Annotated in this window: 18 protein-coding genes; 1 reads left to right on the plus strand and 17 read right to left on the minus strand. The window is 54.7% G+C overall.

The features are described 5' to 3' along the window. Positions 1 to 27: 27 nt before the first annotated feature. From Ga0123462_RS07350 to hrcA, 17 genes are all read right to left on the minus strand, one after another. Positions 28 to 600, minus strand: a complete 573-nt coding sequence (locus tag Ga0123462_RS07350) for a LexA family protein (RefSeq protein ID WP_100265711.1) — start codon at positions 598 to 600, stop codon at positions 28 to 30. 56 nt (positions 601 to 656) lie between these two features. Further along, positions 657 to 1,301 (minus strand): sulfite exporter TauE/SafE family protein, encoded by a 645-nt coding sequence (locus Ga0123462_RS07355; protein WP_100265712.1) that lies wholly within the window; start codon positions 1,299 to 1,301, stop codon positions 657 to 659. Continuing rightward, the gene (locus tag Ga0123462_RS07360; RefSeq protein WP_100265713.1) at positions 1,301 to 2,329 is read right to left on the minus strand and encodes a 4Fe-4S binding protein; all 1,029 of its coding nucleotides are present in this window, start codon (positions 2,327 to 2,329) and stop codon (positions 1,301 to 1,303) included. Before Ga0123462_RS07360 ends, Ga0123462_RS07355 begins: the two co-directional genes overlap by 1 nt. Continuing rightward, positions 2,329 to 3,156 carry a hypothetical protein gene (locus Ga0123462_RS07365; protein ID WP_157821306.1) on the minus strand — a complete coding sequence of 276 codons (828 nt, stop codon included), beginning with the start codon at positions 3,154 to 3,156 and terminating at the stop codon, positions 2,329 to 2,331. The genes Ga0123462_RS07360 and Ga0123462_RS07365 overlap by 1 nt, the downstream gene beginning before the upstream one ends. Next, a complete protein-coding gene (locus Ga0123462_RS07370; RefSeq protein WP_100265715.1) occupies positions 3,153 to 3,683 on the minus strand; it encodes a Spy/CpxP family protein refolding chaperone in 531 nt (176 codons plus the stop codon). Before Ga0123462_RS07370 ends, Ga0123462_RS07365 begins: the two co-directional genes overlap by 4 nt. A gap of 23 nt (positions 3,684 to 3,706) precedes the next feature. Continuing rightward, positions 3,707 to 5,929, minus strand: a complete 2,223-nt coding sequence (locus Ga0123462_RS07375; RefSeq protein WP_100265716.1) for a TonB-dependent receptor — start codon at positions 5,927 to 5,929, stop codon at positions 3,707 to 3,709. 39 nt (positions 5,930 to 5,968) lie between these two features. Continuing rightward, positions 5,969 to 6,643 (minus strand): cell envelope integrity protein TolA, encoded by a 675-nt coding sequence (tolA, locus tag Ga0123462_RS07380; RefSeq protein ID WP_157821307.1) that lies wholly within the window; start codon positions 6,641 to 6,643, stop codon positions 5,969 to 5,971. Between the two features lie 3 nt (positions 6,644 to 6,646). Continuing rightward, positions 6,647 to 7,054, minus strand: coding sequence for an ExbD/TolR family protein (locus Ga0123462_RS07385; RefSeq protein WP_157821308.1), 408 nt, complete (start codon positions 7,052 to 7,054; stop codon positions 6,647 to 6,649). Next, positions 7,044 to 7,673, minus strand: coding sequence for a MotA/TolQ/ExbB proton channel family protein (locus Ga0123462_RS07390; RefSeq protein WP_100265719.1), 630 nt, complete (start codon positions 7,671 to 7,673; stop codon positions 7,044 to 7,046). Before Ga0123462_RS07390 ends, Ga0123462_RS07385 begins: the two co-directional genes overlap by 11 nt. A gap of 497 nt (positions 7,674 to 8,170) precedes the next feature. Beyond that, on the minus strand, positions 8,171 to 8,716 hold the full coding sequence (locus Ga0123462_RS07400; protein ID WP_100265721.1) for a response regulator transcription factor: 546 nt from the start codon (positions 8,714 to 8,716) through the stop codon (positions 8,171 to 8,173). A 3-nt stretch (positions 8,717 to 8,719) separates the two neighbouring features. Continuing rightward, positions 8,720 to 10,033 (minus strand): ATP-binding protein, encoded by a 1,314-nt coding sequence (locus tag Ga0123462_RS07405; RefSeq protein ID WP_100265722.1) that lies wholly within the window; start codon positions 10,031 to 10,033, stop codon positions 8,720 to 8,722. Positions 10,034 to 10,504: 471 nt separating this feature from the next. After that, complete coding sequence (locus Ga0123462_RS07415) at positions 10,505 to 11,005, minus strand: Csp1 family four helix bundle copper storage protein (RefSeq protein WP_157821309.1); 501 nt, start codon at positions 11,003 to 11,005, stop codon at positions 10,505 to 10,507. Between the two features lie 191 nt (positions 11,006 to 11,196). Then, on the minus strand, positions 11,197 to 12,006 hold the full coding sequence (gene dapB / locus Ga0123462_RS07420) for a 4-hydroxy-tetrahydrodipicolinate reductase (protein ID WP_100265725.1): 810 nt from the start codon (positions 12,004 to 12,006) through the stop codon (positions 11,197 to 11,199). Continuing rightward, complete coding sequence (gene dnaJ / locus Ga0123462_RS07425) at positions 12,006 to 13,151, minus strand: molecular chaperone DnaJ (protein WP_100265726.1); 1,146 nt, start codon at positions 13,149 to 13,151, stop codon at positions 12,006 to 12,008. The genes dapB and dnaJ overlap by 1 nt, the downstream gene beginning before the upstream one ends. 111 nt (positions 13,152 to 13,262) lie before the next feature. Further along, positions 13,263 to 15,176, minus strand: a complete 1,914-nt coding sequence (dnaK, locus tag Ga0123462_RS07430; RefSeq protein ID WP_100265727.1) for a molecular chaperone DnaK — start codon at positions 15,174 to 15,176, stop codon at positions 13,263 to 13,265. A gap of 160 nt (positions 15,177 to 15,336) precedes the next feature. Continuing rightward, entirely contained in the window at positions 15,337 to 15,891 is a 555-nt protein-coding gene (gene grpE / locus Ga0123462_RS07435) for a nucleotide exchange factor GrpE (protein WP_100265728.1), read from the minus strand. A 24-nt stretch (positions 15,892 to 15,915) separates the two neighbouring features. Beyond that, complete coding sequence (gene hrcA, locus Ga0123462_RS07440) at positions 15,916 to 16,983, minus strand: heat-inducible transcriptional repressor HrcA (RefSeq protein ID WP_157821310.1); 1,068 nt, start codon at positions 16,981 to 16,983, stop codon at positions 15,916 to 15,918. 74 nt (positions 16,984 to 17,057) lie between these two features. Here hrcA and Ga0123462_RS07445 point away from each other — a divergent pair, with 74 nt between their 5' ends. After that, on the plus strand, positions 17,058 to 17,522 hold the full coding sequence (locus Ga0123462_RS07445; RefSeq protein WP_100265730.1) for a L,D-transpeptidase: 465 nt from the start codon (positions 17,058 to 17,060) through the stop codon (positions 17,520 to 17,522). Positions 17,523 to 17,533: the final 11 nt, after the last annotated feature.

Below are 17,533 nucleotides of genomic sequence, written 5' to 3' on the forward strand. Positions count from 1 at the left end.
AGTGGGCAACCGGAGCGTTGCCCGTTGTTAAAATTTACGAAACTGGCCGACGACTTCGCCGTAGATGTCGAGAGACTCTTCTGGATAGATATTGGGGTAATCGGCATTGGCAGGCTCGAGATACATGCCATCTTTGCCCGAACGCAGGTATTTGATCGTGAAATCGCCATCGACGATAGCCACCACCACCTTACCCAGAGAGGGGTTGGTGTTGCGTTCAACGATCAGGAAATCACCGTCGTGGATACCCGCCTCGATCATCGACTCGCCACGCACCTCGACCAATACGGTCTTGGATGGATGTTCAACAAGATATTCATCGATGGTAATCGCATCGCCAAGCGCCTCGGTGGCAGGGCTCGCAAAACCGGCCGGTGCCTTACCGACATGCGGACGTGCGAAAAACATATTGGCCGGTGAAAGGCGACCGCCCGGCCCCTTGCTGATGTAACCGGCAAAGATCATGCGATCGACAAATTTAACCGCCCCCTGCTTGCTCACGCCGACAAGGGCGGCGATCTCCGCATAGGATGGAATCAGGCGGTGCAGTGCATAATAATCCTGCAGTCGGCCGAGGTAGAAAGGGTCTTTACTCACCATGCGCTGCAGTATGGTGTACGAACGTACACCCTGCAAGGAAAAATATTCTCAGGAAATTAAAGCGACAACCACCCCATACCAACGCTGATGCCGACAAAGGCCAGCACCGATGCACCGACTCTTGAAAGCTGCTGCTGACGTCCCCTTAGCTGCGAGCGGATTTCGCCGCCAGCCCTTCCCAATCCGTAGCCGAAGACAAGCTGTGGAACCACAATTGCACCCGCACCGAATGAGAGGCCCAATAGCAAACCGTATGCGCCTGAACCGGTAGCTGCGGCGGCAGCCATCACACCGGCAAGCGGTGCACAGGGACGCAACCCCATCGCAAAGCCGATGCCGAAGAGTCCAGCCCTGATCTGTTTCTTCTTGCGGGAAGAACAGCCAGCGACTCTCCCCTTACGCCATAAAAGCACGGCAGAGAAGAGCAGCATGGCAGCAAAGATCAGGTTGGCATGACTCATATCAAGCAGCCCGACCAGTGATGCGCCAACCAAACCTGATACTGTTGCCAGCAGTGCATAAGCGCCCATGCGGCCGGCATTAAAGCGCCACGTCTGCAGTGATGTCTCTTTTGCTCCAAGGTCCTGGGATAAGAGCATCACGCCCAGTGTCGGAATACAGGTGAACATACATGCACCGGCCCCGAATGAGAGGCCGATGATGAATGTTGCCAGCATGGATGAGAGAAGCACCTCCACCATCAATCCTTTTTGACTCGACGGGAAGGTTTCTGTTTACCCTCCCACTGCTTCTGTGCCCTGTTGCGCTCTTTGAAGTATTGTGGATCGGAGACCTTGATCGGAATCACCGCATACTTCATCGCCATGACCCCTTTATCAGGGCAAAACTCCACACAACGTCCGCACAGGGTGCAGTCGGGCATCAGGATATCCTTCTCTTTCGATGTGTGGATCTCGCGGATATCCATCGGGCAAGCCTTGGCACAGAGGCCGCACTTGTCACAGCGGGGCGTGTAGTTCTTCACAAGCCTGACCAGCCCGATCTTCTTGAAGATCGCGTGCATTGCCAGCATCGGACAGATGCGGCAGAAGGGCTGACGCATGGTGAGCGACAGCACCAGAATCAGACCAAAGAGCGTATCGGCAATAATCGAGAGGATCATGTAACCGGTTGACGAGGTATCAATATAGAGCTGATTGAGCTGCCCTGCCGCAAGCGAGGTGAGAATGCGGCTCGGACAGATTTTACAGAAGGGATCACCCAGTTCATGGCCGACAAAGCCGATTCCCGAAGCGAGCGGAAAGAGGATTACCAAGAGCCCCAGCATCAGCCATTTGGCAGGCCGTATGCGATCCACGACTTTCTCATCCAGAGACTCTGTACGGTTCAGACGCAGCTTCTGTCCGATCATACCGAGCACCTCCTGGAAGAAGCCGAGCGGACAGAGCCAGCCGCAGAATGCCTTGTTGAGCAGCACGAAGAGCAGCAGGAATGTCGCCAGCGTCGTCAGAACCGGAAGCAGCATGCTAAGGGCGAAGGTACCTGCACCGATAGCGCGCCCGACGCCGTGGCCGAGCTGATGCTGAAGCGGAATCAGTACGCAGTAATCCGCTGTCTTCGCATCATAGGCACAGGCAAGCGCCGGGAATGCGCCGGAGATTTTATCCGCCGAGTAGAAGCCGACAAACACCGACCCATAAACCAGAAACAGGAATGCCAGCAGCTGTACCACCTTGCGAATGACCGATAAATTTTTCCAGACAGGCATTACTTTTTCTCCTTACGACGACGCTTCCTTAGCGTCATAAAGCCACCGAGCAACATACCGCCGCCAACCATAGCAAGACCAAGCTCTGTGGACTGCCAGTGCTGAGGATTGATGTGATAGTCATATGAGAAGGTCGTGATAAATCTCTGGCCATCATCGCCATGCCTGGCTGTCAGTAAAAATTCAGCTGGTGGATTGGCAGCCCGCCCCGGTTTTTCATAGGTAAAATCCTGAGGCAACGGAACAGTCACACGGCCTGTGGCATCGGCTGTGAATTCTGCGCTACTGCCATTGCCCGTTGTCATTGACATGCTGGCTCCGGCAAGCGGCTCACCCCTGTAGCGAATCACAAACACGGCATCCGTTCCGGAGTAGTAGCGCCAGTGTTCCCGTGCCAATGGCGCCGGTTCAATCTCCAGTGCCGATTTTTCGTGACCGATCAAAAGCGATGGCGACACACCCGATGGTTTACCATTCATGTAGATATAACGAATGGCCGACTCATGCAGCTCACCCGCACTGCGTTTTGCTACCAATGCATGATAATTGCCCGTACCCATCGCTTTCACGCTGACCCTGCCCTGCTCCGGCTGCAGTGCCTTAACAGCCAGATGAGGGCTCATCAGCTGAGTTTCTGCACCTTCGCCACCATGCAGCAGGTATGTTTCACCTGCATGGCGACTGTTCCCGCCACCGTGGCCGCCGCCGTGACCGGCATGTCCATGACCCTTCACTGCTGGCGCAGGTACCCAGTGCATCGACGCCTCGGCGGTGAAGGAGAAAAGAGCCACGACAAGCGTGGCTCCCATCAATAATCTCGCTTTCACTTTTTGCTGCCTTTCCAGCTCTTGCCGGAATAGAGCCCTGCTTTCTGCTCATCGGTAAGCAGGCGTGAAGCCTTCACCGATGCCATCAGGTTCGCTTCAAGTTTGGCTGCACGCAGCTCCCCCATACGCTTCGCGTACGCCTTGATATCGCGATCCTTCAGATCGCCGCTATGCAGCGTTGTACGGAACTCGGCAACCGTAATCTGTGCTTCCGCATGTGCTTTGGCTGCACCGGTCTCGGCTGCAACCAGAAGCTCTCCTACCTCTTTACGCTGTTTGTCGTTCAGGTTTCCATTCTTGAGAATCTTGCGCACATAGTCCGGGCTGTTGCCCGGAATATTGTGGTGTCCCGACCTCTTATGATATCCGGAGGACTTTGCATCTCCCTTTGAACAGCTTGCTGCCTTTTCACCTTTAAAGCTGCAGTCCTCAGCAGAGCACTGCTTTCCACCACAGGCCATAGCCGTGCCGGAGAGCAGCAGAGCTGCCGAAGTTGCAATCATCAGATGTTGCAGTTGTTTTTTCATATCCTTCTCCCTCGTTCTATGGATTAAAATGTTGCCGTAATACCGGCGTTCCAGCGGCGGCCCGGATTGACCACGATGGAGAGGTCCTCGGCGTTGTAGACGAAGTCGGCATTACTGTCGTAGTAGCCGCGTGCGGTGTTGTAGTAGGTGCGGTCAAAGGCGTTATCCACGCGTCCATAGAGCGACCATTTCACCCGGTTGTTGCTGCCGGTGGCAAAGTCGTAGTTGGCAATCAGGTCGAAAATGGCATGCCCGCCGATCTTCTCCTGATTGATCTCGTCGGCGAAGTAGCTGCTCTGGGCGTTCATTTCGGTGGTGAGCGTAAAGCCTTCGAACGGCTTGATACGCGCCGCTAAAAACAGCTTATGTTTCGGCGCACGTGGAACCACTTTGCCGCTGTTGTTGTAGTTGACGATGGCATTCGCTCCGGGCATCGGGCTGAAGCGGTTGCCCAGCAGCAGGTTGAAGTTGTCGTAGCGGGTGAAGTTGGCATCAAGAAGCGTGTAGGCCACATCCATGGAGAAGAACTGGCTCTGGTCGCTCTTCAGGGAGACTTCCATGCCGCGGTTACGCATGCCGCCGATATTCTGGTACTGGTCCATCACACCGGTCGCCGGATTGGCATACTGACCCGCCACGTTGAGAATGAAATCCTTGCGATCAATCTGGAATGCCGCGATGTCCCACTCGACATCACCTGCGCCGATGTCGACCTTGCCGCGCAGGCCGATCTCATAGTTAGTAGCCTGTTCAGGTGTCAGGTTCGGATTTGCAGCCACAGTGCCGGTCAGCGAAATGGTGCCGGCAAAAAGCTGCTGGATGGTCGGGGCACGGAAACCGGTCGATACATTGGTGTATAGTGATACCGAGTCGCTAATATCGTAGTTCAAGCCGCCACGCCAGGAGCCGACATTGAATTTCTTCTGCAGGAAGGGTGCAGCTGCAGCCGGCAGGTAATCCTCATAACTGAGTCGGATATGGTCGTAACGGCCGTTTGCGGTCGCCGTCAATGCATCGGTTACACGGAATTTAAGCTCCCCGTATCCGGCATACATACGCTCTTTCGTCCTGTCGCTGGTAATCAGCGTTCCGGCAGTAACCACGCCGCCGAACGGACTCGGGCTGGTACGGTGATCGGCCAGAATGGTCACCCGGTTCTTGTAGCTGTTATCGCGAATGTCGACTCCGCCCATCCACCCGACACTTTCGCTGCTACCACGCCACTCGCCCTTGATGCCGCGCTGAATCTGCTTGTAGTCGTTATCGTTCTGGTAGGCATTCACATCGGTCACAGGCAGACGGTTCACATCATAGCGAATCGGAGCGGTCCAGAAGCGGGTGTGATCACCGAACTGGTAGAGGTTAACCATCAGGTTGCTGGTTTCGGAGATGTCATTGGCATAGGTCAGGTAGAACTTGCCGAGGTCGACATTGTAGTTACGGGCAAAATCGCGGCCATCGACACTGGTCGGATCGACTGCCGCCTGCGTCACACCTGTGACTGTTCCGTGGCTGTCCTTGAAACGCTTGGCCACCTCCCAGCCGAAGGTGAGGTCGCTGGAGTCGGATGTGTAAAACTGCAGTTTTCCGTTCAGGTAGTCGGCTTTATATTTTCCCTGGAAGTAATAACTGTCGGCATCGCGACGGCTGGCCTGCACATGGCCCGATGCCACATCCGTAGCAAAACCGGCACGTGCCATGCCACGTTTATAACCGAAACTGCCAGCTTCAGCGGAAACGCTACCACCAGCCATTTTGGCGCCGCGTTTGGTGGTAATAATCACCGCTCCTGCCAGCGCATCGTCACCGAAGAGATAGGAGGCGCCACCCTTGATCACCTTGATCGATTCGATGTCGTCCATATTGATATTCACTCGTCCCGTACGCTCAAACACCGGTACGCCATCAATCACCACGGCCACACCCGGCTTCTCACCCATGAAACGCTGGTTCTCGACACCGCGGATATGAATCTTCAGCGAATCCTGACTCTGCAGCTCCGCCGTCACTCCCGGAATAGCATCAAGGATCTGCTTGATGTTCTCGGCATGCGCTTTTTCAACTTTGGCTCCGGAAATCACTGCGACATTGGAGGGCTCTCCGCGCTTGGATTCAAAACGGTCATCGATCGTTGTCGAATCGACTCGCATCAGCCCCATATCTTCTGCTTCGGCCATCCATGGTGTCATCAGCATGGCCAGCAGCGATGCGGCCGCTGTCACATGCTTTTTCATTTTCAGGTTCATCGTACCACCTTCCTCTTAAGTATTAATAAAATCGTTTTATCAGGTCGCATCCAGCCTGAAGCGCATACGAAACTCGCACTCCAGCGGGCAGTGAACATTTGATGGTGGTTTCGGTAACGGAACAGCCCTCTCCACTGCCTCTTTGGCCGCCGACAGCAGCAGCAAAGGGCCGTTATCAACCATCAGCTGGCGTGCTGATCCATCCGGAAAAAGGACAAAGCGAACATTCACCTCGCCTTCTATTCCCCGACGTCGTGCCGCTTTCGGATACCACTTGTGCTCCTCAATACGTGCCATTACATCAGCCAGATAGCGCTCCTTTTCCAGCTGGATAACCCCTTCATTAATCTGGGGAGCAGCTTGACTTGCTTCCGCTACCGCCTGTTGGAGCACTGCCGTTTCAGGCTGTGCTTCCTGTTTCGCCTCCTGCGGCTTCACCTTCGCTACCTTCTTCGCTTCAGGACGTTTTACCTTTTCGATCTTTTTCGCTTCCACCCTCTCAGGCTTCTCCTGAATCCGCTCCGGCACCGGGGCAGGCTCGGGAGCATGGGTCAGAAAACTCAGGCGTGTTACAGATGGATTGATCGGATCCGGTGCGGGAGCAGAGGTTACGCCGCCAAAGCCGATAAAGAGCAGCCCGTGCAGCAGCAGGGAGAGTGTAACTGCCGCTGAGCGCAGTCCGATCTGCCGTATGCCTCTCCCCTCCCCGGACATCATCTACCCCTTGGGTTTCTCGGTAACGATATCGACGCCAGTGGCACCGGCCTGACGCGCAGCATCGATCACGCGCACCGAATCGCCCAGCGTCACACCGCTATCACCGCGGATCACCACCCGCTTGTCACTGCGACCAGCCAGCACATCGGCCAGTTGCCCGGCAAGCATTTCATAAGAGATCACCTTGCCATCAATGCGCAGTGCGCCGGAACGTTCAATCACCACTTCCAGCGGCTCCTTCTCGTCAAGTGCAGTGGCGCTCACCGCTTCGGGCAACTCAATCGGCAACCCCTCATCATTGATAAAGTGAGCGGTAAGCATGAAAAAGACGAGCAGCAGGAAAACGATATCGATCAGCGGTGTCAGATTCGGGGCCTGGCCACTCCTGCGTGTTCCCTCAAATTGCATGGGCCAGAGAGTCCCCGTGTTTAATCTGATCGCTGACACTGTATTCCGGAGCATGTGGAAGCTGCTCAATCACCATGGATGCCACCCGCTGCATCGACTTGGCGCGTTTATCCACCAGACCTTCGAGAAAGTGCAGCAGAAAAAGAATGGGGATCGCTACGGCGAGGCCTGCTCCGGTAGTCACCATCGCTTCCCAGATACCTCCGGCCAAAACCATTGCATCCACCTTGCCGCCAGCGGCCTCGATCACCTGAAACGCTTTGATCATGCCGGTGATGGTGCCGAACAGCCCGAGTAACGGTGCGGTATTACCGAGCCATGCCAGCGTGCGCAGCCCTGTCTCCATACGAGCCAACTGCTCGGAACCAATACGCGAGGCCACCCTGGCGAGATCCTTTACACCCTGTTCAGCTGCCTCCTTCACACCAACAGCAATCGCAGTTTCAGGAGAAACGCGTTTTCCCTCTGCTGTGTAGAGGTTGTCGAGGCCACTGTTTACTTTAGGCAACAGCTGCAGATGTATAAGTCGTTCGACCACAATAGCGACTGCCACAACCGAGTAACCGAGCAACACCCACATTACCGGGCCGCCTTTGTCGATCAGCATACTTATATCCATCGCTTTACCTCCCCTTCCAGAAGTGGAGGCGAAGGTTAGGAGGAAGTTATAAAGTGAAAATTAGGCAAAATGTCGCGCGGCATTTTGCCGCATGGCAATTTGTCGCATGCTTTCCGGATCGCATGCGTTTGGGCCTCCTGAATCAGGCTTCATTGACGCATCGATCTATATCAGAATGGAGCTGAACATTTCTCTGGAACAGCACGGGATTTTTTCCTATGTTACCGACCTATGTTAGACATGGATGTCACAAAACTAGATATTCCGATTCATTTTCATTCGGACCCGAACTGCCTCTATAAAGTTGATGGCATCTGCTGTCATGGTGCAAACCCTGTCAGAAGACACGAGTGCAGAACCTATTGTCCTGTCACATCAGTCAGGTGGGTAGATGATCATTTCGGCCACCTGAGTAACAATGAAAAAGAGAACATGATCAGGGCAATTGCCAATTTCTGATCACCCTGCTTTCAGCGATATGTCCAGGTAGAAGCCATTTATGTTTTGGAAGGTCGCTTGGCCAGTTTTCGCTGCAGGGTACGCCTGTGCATACCAAGCCTTCTGGCAGTTTCTGAAATATTGCCGTCGCACTCCATCAGCACCTTCTGGATATGTTCCCACTCCAGCCGTCTGGTCGACATCGGCTGCTCGGCAACTTCGGCAGCGGCATCGCCACTCTTTTTCTGTAGTGCCGCAACCACCTCATCAGCATCTGCAGGCTTAGCCAGATAGTGCGTGGCGCCAAGCTTGATCGCCTCCACTGCCGTAGCAATTGAGGCATAACCGGTAAGCACAACAATGCGGGTGTGTTCATCCAGCTGATGAAGCCTCTCGACCAGCACCAGACCGGAATCACCAGGCATACTCAGATCCACCACGGCATATTCCGGTGCTGCATCACCCACCAGTTCAATAGCATCAGCAACATTGTTCGCCACCTGAACGGCAAACCCGCGTTTCTCCAGCGCAGATGAGAGGATGCGGCAGAACAGCGCATCATCATCGACCAGCAGCAGATTCGGCAGATCTCTGTTTGACTCCATCAGCTACTCCGTTTTCAACTTCTGCAGTGGCAGACGAATGTTAACAAGGGCACCACCATCGGGATGGTTACTGATATTCATCTCACCGCCAAGCCTTCGCACCACCTCACTGGCCAGATAAAAGCCAAGCCCGTGCCCATCTTTTTTGGTGGTGTAAAATGGTTTCCCTAGTGCATCCAATGCAGCCGCAGTAAGCCCTTCGCCAAAATCCCGTATCTCCAGTCTGAGTTCCGCAACAGACCACATGGCGTTCAGTTCAATCTGTTCCGGCGAGGCATCGGCAGCATTGTTCAGCACATTGATTACAGCCTGATTCAGGGTCTCGTCGACAACAATACTCGGAACCGGCTCATCTCCCTCCAACGAAACATGTATTGATGTCGAGGGATGCAACTCCTGCCAGCGCGAAATACAGTGATTCAAACAGCTTCTGACATCTTCACTATGTCCGCTCTCGGCTTTCATCTGCCCTGCACTGGCACTAATCTGACCCAAGGTCGCCTTACAGCGGTCTACCTGTGAGCGAAGGATTTCAATTTTCTCCACCAATTCTGGCTGGCCCTTGTACTCCTGCTCCATCTCTTTGGTCAGCACGGCCATGGTTGCCAGCGGAGTACCGAGTTCATGTGCAGCTCCCGCAGCCAGCGTACCAAGTGAAACCATATGCTCATCGCGCAGGTTTTTCTCGCGTGCTTCAGCCAGTTTCTGGTCTCGCTGGCGCAGTGCTTCAGCCATTGAGACTACAAAAAAGAGGATCAATCCGACAGCCAGCAGAAAGCTGAACCACATACCCAACACATGCAGGCTAAAGTCGCCTGCTGGGGCTGCATGGCCAGCATGAGTGCCATGCGATGCATGTCCGTGAACCGCCATCTCCTGTGTTAATGGCACATTGATCAGCATGAGGAACGTGTAACAGCCAAGTGTTACTGAAGCCATCGCCCAGACGTAGCGCTTGGGAAGCGTCGCCGCCACAATAACCAGTGGCAGCAAGAACAGGGATACAAAAGGATTGCTTGAGCCGCCAGCAAAATAGAGCAGAGCAGCAAGCGCAATAACATCAACCACCAGATGCAGAAAGAATTCATTTGCCGATGCCGAAGGTCTATTTTGGATTCGAAGCCAAAGTATCACATTTGACACGGCATATACTGCGATGACTGCAAGCATAGGAAGCAGAGGCAGCTCCACCGCAAGCAGATAGACGGCAAGACCGGTAGCGGCCAGTTCACTTGCAATCACAGCACTTCTGAAGACGAAAAGACGTTTCAGGTTATAGGCACCTGCCACATCCCGAAGCGCGTTATCAACAAACATCCGAACCCTTCATTGCTTGCAAACTACCATGCCGACAGCCTCTCTGAAAATAAGCTGGCAGGCTACATAAGAGAGAGCGCCAGCAGATGTGACAAATTGTCGCATTCCCATCAACAGCCTGTCCCACATGATACGCATGTGCCGGAGGGGCATGGTCGTTGTCTCATCCCCGGGATAGTCCTGCTGCTCCGGCACAACCTTCCATTTTCAGCGCATAGAATCATTTACAATTACACTTCAAACAGCAAAAAGCCCGGCCTGAGTGAGGACCGGGCTTGCGAATATGTTCCGGAGGGAAATATGGCACGAGAATTGTGCGGACAAGAGAGCCAGTTGGCTTGGGCCAGCCCTCATGCCCGACTTGGGGTGAAACAATAGCCATCGTAGCCTTGCATCCAATTGGGCAAATTGTCGCAGATAATAAAAAGCCCGGGACAAACCCGGGCCAGTATGTTTTCAGCGTACTAAGAACTACGCCTTCAGGTAGCTCTTGCACTCCTTGATACAATCAGCACAGGCATCGGCGCACGCCTTGCAGGTCGAATGTTTCTTCTCGTGCTTGCGACACTCCTTCTCACAGGCACCGCACATCTTGATGGAGAGTTCGCACAACTCCTTCATATATGCTGAGTCCATCGTCACCAGCTTGGCGTGGGCTGCACAGAAAGCGCCGGTTTCCAGCACGATCCTGGCGCAGTCGGCCATGGCGGTATCGCCCGCCTTGAACTCGATCAGGCAGTGGTGAATGCAGTCATCCCCGGTGCGCATACAGTTGTGTAGCGCTTCGATCATCTTTGCATTCTTGGCGCCGGTGGCATGGCCGTGGTGCATCGAATGGTCATCGGCGGCAAACGCCTCACCGATGCCGGCCAGTGCCGCACTCGATGCCAGTGCACCCAGCCCCAGTGCACCGGCCCCTTTCAGCATCGTACGACGCTCTATATCCAGATGTTCCGTCTGATCTCTATCCATACTCATACACCTCCGTGATGTTAATTGCGAATTCCTTATCCGTTCCCCGGGATGTGTTTCATTAAGGATAAGCTTAGCAGGAACAATCAGAGGGCGCGACATTTTGTCGCACCCCTGAATATGGGCAGTAAAACAAAGAACCCGGCCACGCAGGCCGGGTTCAATTCAATGCTACACAATGCCGGAGCTGATCAGTTTCTCAGGTTCAGCACATCCTGCATATCGTACCAGCCTGCACTCTTATCCATCAACCACGAGGCAGCGCGTACGGCGCCCTTGGCGAAAACCATACGATCAGCAGCGACATGGTTGATCTCGATACGCTCTTCATCGGCGATAAACATCGCCTGATGTTCGCCGACTATATTGCCGCCTCGTACCACCGAAAAGCCGATCGATCCGGGCTTTCTGGCACCGGTAATGCCTTCACGGGAGTAAACCGCCACCTCTTCCAGCGGTACGCAGCGGCCTGCTGCCAGCGCACGCCCCATAGCCAGTGCCGTACCACTCGGAGCATCCACCTTATGCTTGTGATGCGCCTCGAATATCTCGGCATCGTAATCCTCGTCCAGCACCTCAGCAGCCCGCTCAATCAGGCTTAACGCCAGATTCACGCCTACCGAATAGTTGGCTGCCATCACAACAGGTGATCCGGAAAGGATCTCCTTCAGCTCGTCGAGCTGCCCCGGTTCAAACCCGGTTGTCCCAATGATCATACCCATGCCGCGACTGGCCGCAAAATTGGCATGGTTCAGCGTCGCCACCGGGGAAGTGAAATCGATCACCACATCAGCCTCCGCACAGCTGTTGATGTCGTCGACAACCCCAACACCCAGTGTTTCGACACCGGCCAGTTCTCCTGCATCGCGACCGATAAACGGTGAACCCGGCCGCTCAGTCGCACCGGCCAGAATGGTGCCTTTACTGCCGCTGACCGCACGCACCAGCATACGTCCCATGCGTCCGGAAGCACCGACTACAATGATTCTCATGTCAGACATTACCTGCCCTCCTTGGAAAGATCTTCCCAGAAATCCTTAACCTTTCCCAGAAAAGAGGAGCGCTCCGGATAGACATCATCACCTGTCTCATCGGCAAATTCACGCAGCAACTGCTCCTGCTTCGAACTCATCTTCTTCGGCACGGCAATCTGCATGCGCACATAGAGGTCACCCTTCTGGCCACCGGCACGCACATCCGGCACACCGTGGCCGCGCAGACGGAATACGCGCCCACCCTCGGTTCCGGCAGGAATCCTGATCTTGATCTTGCCTTCCAGCGTCGGAGCATCGACCTCCGCACCCAGAGCGGCCTGCGGGAATGTCACAGGCATCGTACAGTAGAGGTCGGCACCATCGCGCTCGAAGATCTTGTGCGGTTTGAGTGAAATAACAATGTAGAGATCACCCGCCGGCGTTCCATGTTCACCCGCTTCGCCCTCACCGCTGACACGCACCTGTGCACCATCATAAACACCGGCCGGCACCTTCACTTTCAGCTTCTTGTTCACTCTTGTTCGGCCCGAACCACCGCAACTCTGGCATGGCGATTCGATACGTGTGCCGGAACCGTGGCAGCTAGGACATGTACGGCGCACGGCGAAGAAACCCTGCTGCATCTGTACCTGACCATGGCCGCCACAGGTAGAACATGGAACCGGATTAGAACCGGGCTTGGCACCACTGCCATGGCATGTGTCGCAGTTTTCATGCTTGGGAATATTGAGTTCAACCTCTTTTCCACTCGCCGCCTCTTCGAGGGTAACTGTGAGATTGTAGCGCAGGTCTGCACCACGCGTGGCACGACCACCGCCGCCGAAACCGAACATATCGCCGAACACATCACCGAACATATCGCCGAAATCACGGAAGGCATGTGAATCCTGGGCGCCCCCACGGCCCCAGAAGTCCTGCATCTGCTCATCCACACCTGCATGGCCATACTGGTCGTATCGTTTGCGTTTGGATTCATCGGTGAGCACTTCGTAGGCCTCGGTCACCTCGCGGAAGTTTTCCGCCGCCTTATCATCGTTCGGGTTACGGTCCGGATGGTATTTCATCGCCAGTTTTCGATAAGCACGCTTGATGGCGTTCTCATCGGCATCCTTGGCTACACCCAGTACTTCATAATAATCGCGTTTGGACACACTCACTCCCTGCTATCGTTACTCGTTCACGCTCTCTGCTCACATCGAACAGATGTGAAAAGGAGCGGCAGACCCTAAAGCCCCCGCTCCTCTCACGTCTCGGCTCACGCCTTACTTTTTGTCGTTTTCATCCACGACTTCAGCATCGAGAACATCATCATCATTCTTCTTGGATGACGCACCGGCAGCTTCGCCACCTGCAGCTTCAGCCTGCTCCTGCTGCATCTGCTGGTAGATCGCCTCACCCAGCTTCTGTGCTTTCTCAGCAAGCTTCTCTTCAGCGGCAGCGATGGTGTCGGTATCTCCACCCTCGATCGCCTTCTTCAGCGCCTCGAGTGCCTCCTCAATTTCCTTGCGAGTCGCCTCATCCACCTTGTCACCATGCTCTTTCAGCGACTTCTCGGTGGAGTAGACCAGTGCATCGGCACGATTCTTCGCTTCGATCTTCTCTTTCAGCTTCTTATCCGCATCAGCATTGGCCTCAGCATCCTTCTTCATGCGCTCGATCTCCTCCTCAGAGAGGCCGGAGCCGGACTCGATGCGAATGGAGGTCTCCTTGCCGGTACCCTTATCCTTGGCATGCACGTGCATAATGCCGTTGGCGTCGATATCGAAGGTCACCTCGATCTGCGGCATGCCGCGCGGTGCCGGCGCAATACCTTCAAGATTGAACAGGCCGAGCTGCTTGTTGGCCGCGAAAAGATCGCGCTCACCCTGTGCCACCTTGATGGTCACGGCCGTCTGGTTGTCGGCAGCCGTAGTATAGGTCTGGCTCTTCTTGGTCGGAATGGTGGTGTTCTTCTCGATAATCTTGTTGAACAGGCCACCCTCAACCTCAATACCGAGGGATAGCGGGGTTACGTCCAGCAACAGTACATCGGTCACATCACCTGTGAGTACCGCACCCTGAATCGCAGCACCGATCGCAACCACCTCATCCGGATTTACACCCTTATGCGGCTCACGGCCGAAGAACTCCTGCACCTTCTGCTGCACCAGCGGCATACGGGTCATACCACCGACCAGCACCACTTCGTGGATATCTGCAGCTTTGACACCGGCATCCTTGAGCGCCTGCTTGCATGGCTCGATCGATTTCTCGACCAGATCACCAACAAGGCTCTCGAACTTGGCACGTGAAAGCTTGATCAGAAGATGTTTCGGTCCGGATGCGTCAGCCGTGATAAACGGCAGGTTCACTTCGGTCTGAGTGCTTGAAGAGAGTTCGATTTTGGCCTTTTCGGCTGCCTCTTTCAGACGCTGCAGAGCCAGCTTGTCTTTCATCAGGTCAACACCATGCTCTTTCTTGAACTCTGCTGCCAGATACTTGATCAGCACCTGGTCGAAATCCTCACCGCCAAGGAAGGTATCGCCGTTGGTCGCCTTCACTTCGAAAACACCGTCACCGATCTCAAGAATCGAGATATCGAAAGTACCACCACCCAAGTCGTAAACGGCAATCAGGTGATTCTCTTCGGTTTTATCCAGACCGTAAGCGAGTGCCGCAGCCGTCGGCTCGTTAACGATACGCAGTACATTCAGGCCGGCGATTGCGCCGGCATCCTTGGTCGCCTGGCGCTGGGAGTCGTTGAAGTAGGCAGGAACGGTAATCACCGCATCCTTTACAGTTTCGCCCAGATAATCTTCGGCAGTCTTTTTCATCTTCTGCAACGTAATCGCAGAGATCTCCTGCGGGCTCATCTTCTTGCCGTCAGCCTCCAACCAGGCATCGCCGTTGTCGGCTTTTACCAGCGGATAGGAGACCAGCTCCTTATGGTGCTTCGCCTCTGCCGAATCGAACTTGCGGCCGATCAGTCGCTTCACCGCGTAGAATGTCTTGTCCGGGTTGGTCACCATCTGGCGCTTGGCAGATGCGCCAACCAACCGCTCATCAGCGGTAAATGCAACAACGGACGGGGTGGTGTTGTCGCCTTCGCTGTTGGCGATCACCTTAGCCTTGTCGCCTTCCATTACGGCTACACACGAGTTGGTGGTGCCGAGGTCAATTCCAATTACTTTTGCCATTTCTTCGTACTCCTGAATATAGGTAAAAACTTACGTTAAAACTGTCTTGAAAGTGTTTATGGGGGGAGGATTTCCCGTTTTCAACCCCTTAATAAAAATATTTTGAGTAAGAGAACCCTGCTCCGGCTGAAAGCCACAGCCCTCTTGCCACCCGTTAGAATCATGCAGGGCCGCTGGAGACCAGCACCTTGGCCGGCCTGATCAGGCGGCCGTGCAGCGTGTAACCGGCAACATGCTGGGCGATTACCGTACCTGCCGGCTCCTCACTCGGCATCTGTGAAAGCGCCTCGTGCAGGTGCGGATCAAACACCTCGCCAGTTGCATCGATGCGAACCACTTCGAAGCGTTTCATCATCTCGTGCCAGCTATTCAGCGTCAGCTGAATACCTTCACGCACAGCTTCCTCGTTACCCGATTCAACGGCCAGAGCACGCTCAAGATTGTCCATGACATCGAGCAGTGAGGTGGCGAATTTCTCTACGCCGAATTTATGTGCATCAGCAATCTGGCGTTCGGTACGCTTGCGCAGATTTTCCATCTCTGCATGCGTGCGCAGAAGCCTGTCTTTGAGCTCAGCAATCTCTGCCTCGGCAGCCTCGAGCGGATCGACCTCAATCTCGATTTCAGGCATCACCTCATCGCCATTCTCATCGAGCTGAATCGCCTGATCCTTTTCCACTGTCGCTTTCGCTTCTTTTTTCTTCTTTGCAGTCAATGTGCCACTCCTACTCTACCTGTCTTATTTCGCGTTAAGGCCACCGGAGAGCATTCTGCTCACCCACTTGGCCGTACAATCCACGATCGGCATCACACGTTCGTAGTGCATGCGTCTTGGCCCGATCACACCAAGCGTGCCGACAATATTGGCCGGTCCCGAATAGTGCGACAGCACCACGGATACCTGCTCCATGTTCACCAGCGCATGCTCGGAGCCGATAAACACCTTCACGCCACTCTCTTCACGCTCCACCTGTTCAACCAGATGCAACAGCTGTTCACGCTCTTCAATCGCAGCCATCAGCGAGCGGATCGTATCCACCACGGCAAACTCAGGCATCTCAAGCAGTTGGCGCTGACCGCTGACAAACATCTCAGTCTGACCCTCTGTGGGGGCATCGGCCCAACGTTTCAAGTCCTCGAGAAGATGTCGCACCCTCAGGCGATCTGATTCCATCTCGCGCTGCAGTCGTGACCGTACCTCTTCAAGGCTGCAGCCTGAGAGCAGTTCGTTAAGCCGCTGAGAGATTTCGTATAGCCTCTGGTCACCGATCTCCCTGGGGCGTGCAACCAGGCGGTTCTGCACTTCGCCGCTATCGGTCACAATCACCGCCAGCACCTTTTCGGATGAGACCGGCACCAACTCGATCCTGTTGATGCGGTTGAACCCCTGTTCATGGACCCACACCATGCCGGCAAAATGGGTCAGACTCGCCAGCTCATCGGTGGCCTTTTTCAACAGCATGCTGCGCTCGGATGCGTTGCCGAGGTGCCCCGGCATGGATGTCTCCAGCTGACGATTGATATCTGGATCGACCGCCATCAGTGAATCAACAAAATAACGCAACCCCGAATCGGTCGGCACGCGTCCAGCAGAGGTATGCGGTGAGGCAAGCATTCCCTGCCGTTCGAGCTCGGCCATCACATTGCGGATCGATGCAGGGGAAAGACCAAGGTCTCCCTGTTGGGAAATCGTGCGTGATCCAACAGGCTGGCCGGAGCCGAGGTAGGCCCGCACCACTTCGCCGAGGATATGTTCGTGTCTCTCTTTCATCGCTTGAATGCCTTTCTCGTCATCAGGGACTGGCACTCTAGCGAAGCGACTGCCAGAGACAATGCAATAGTAGTCGTGAAATATTCAAATGTTCGGGCTACACTGGCCCAGTGATAATTATCTCGCTCTCTGAACAGATGCTCTACCACCGGCGTAAAACAGGCGTCTGGTACGCTTACCCTGTTTCCACTGCAGCCAAAGGTGCTGGCAACCTTTCGGGGAGTTTTAAAACACCGCTTGGCAGGCACCGCATTGCCAAAAAGATCGGGGATGGCTTGCCACTGCTCACGGCATTCCGGTCACGCGAGCCGTTCTGCATTTATGATCCTGAAAACGATGATCCGGACAGGGACTGGATTCTTACCCGCATTTTATGGCTGACAGGTTGCGAAACCGGTAAAAACCGCCGCGGCAAGGTTGATACACATCGGCGTTTTATCTACATCCATGGCACCCACGAAGAGGATAAGATCGGCACCCCCGCCTCGCACGGCTGCATCCGCATGAAAAACAAAGATATGCTTGACCTGTTTGAGAACAGTGCTGTCGGAGAGGCTGTCCTGATCAACGGCTAAGCATGAAGCGT

The organism is Mariprofundus ferrinatatus (assembly GCF_002795825.1).
GTDB lineage: Bacteria > Pseudomonadota > Zetaproteobacteria > Mariprofundales > Mariprofundaceae > Mariprofundus > Mariprofundus ferrinatatus.

Bases quoted from the DNA above. Each gene is read 5' to 3' on its own strand.
- Ga0123462_RS07385 (WP_157821308.1), bottom strand. From the start codon at position 7,054: ATGCAATTTGAGGGAACACGCAGGAGTGGCCAGGCCCCGAATCTGACA.
- Ga0123462_RS07370 (WP_100265715.1), bottom strand. From the start codon at position 3,683: ATGAAAAAACAACTGCAACATCTGATGATTGCAACTTCGGCAGCTCTG.
- dnaK (WP_100265727.1), bottom strand. From the start codon at position 15,176: ATGGCAAAAGTAATTGGAATTGACCTCGGCACCACCAACTCGTGTGTA.
- Ga0123462_RS07405 (WP_100265722.1), bottom strand. From the start codon at position 10,033: ATGTTTGTTGATAACGCGCTTCGGGATGTGGCAGGTGCCTATAACCTG.
- dapB (WP_100265725.1), bottom strand. From the start codon at position 12,006: ATGTCTGACATGAGAATCATTGTAGTCGGTGCTTCCGGACGCATGGGA.
- Ga0123462_RS07355 (WP_100265712.1), bottom strand. From the start codon at position 1,301: ATGGTGGAGGTGCTTCTCTCATCCATGCTGGCAACATTCATCATCGGC.
- Ga0123462_RS07360 (WP_100265713.1), bottom strand. From the start codon at position 2,329: ATGCCTGTCTGGAAAAATTTATCGGTCATTCGCAAGGTGGTACAGCTG.
- Ga0123462_RS07415 (WP_157821309.1), bottom strand. From the start codon at position 11,005: ATGGATAGAGATCAGACGGAACATCTGGATATAGAGCGTCGTACGATG.
- Ga0123462_RS07390 (WP_100265719.1), bottom strand. From the start codon at position 7,673: ATGGATATAAGTATGCTGATCGACAAAGGCGGCCCGGTAATGTGGGTG.
- Ga0123462_RS07400 (WP_100265721.1), bottom strand. From the start codon at position 8,716: ATGGAGTCAAACAGAGATCTGCCGAATCTGCTGCTGGTCGATGATGAT.
- Ga0123462_RS07375 (WP_100265716.1), bottom strand. From the start codon at position 5,929: ATGAACCTGAAAATGAAAAAGCATGTGACAGCGGCCGCATCGCTGCTG.
- Ga0123462_RS07350 (WP_100265711.1), bottom strand. From the start codon at position 600: ATGGTGAGTAAAGACCCTTTCTACCTCGGCCGACTGCAGGATTATTAT.
- tolA (WP_157821307.1), bottom strand. From the start codon at position 6,643: ATGTCCGGGGAGGGGAGAGGCATACGGCAGATCGGACTGCGCTCAGCG.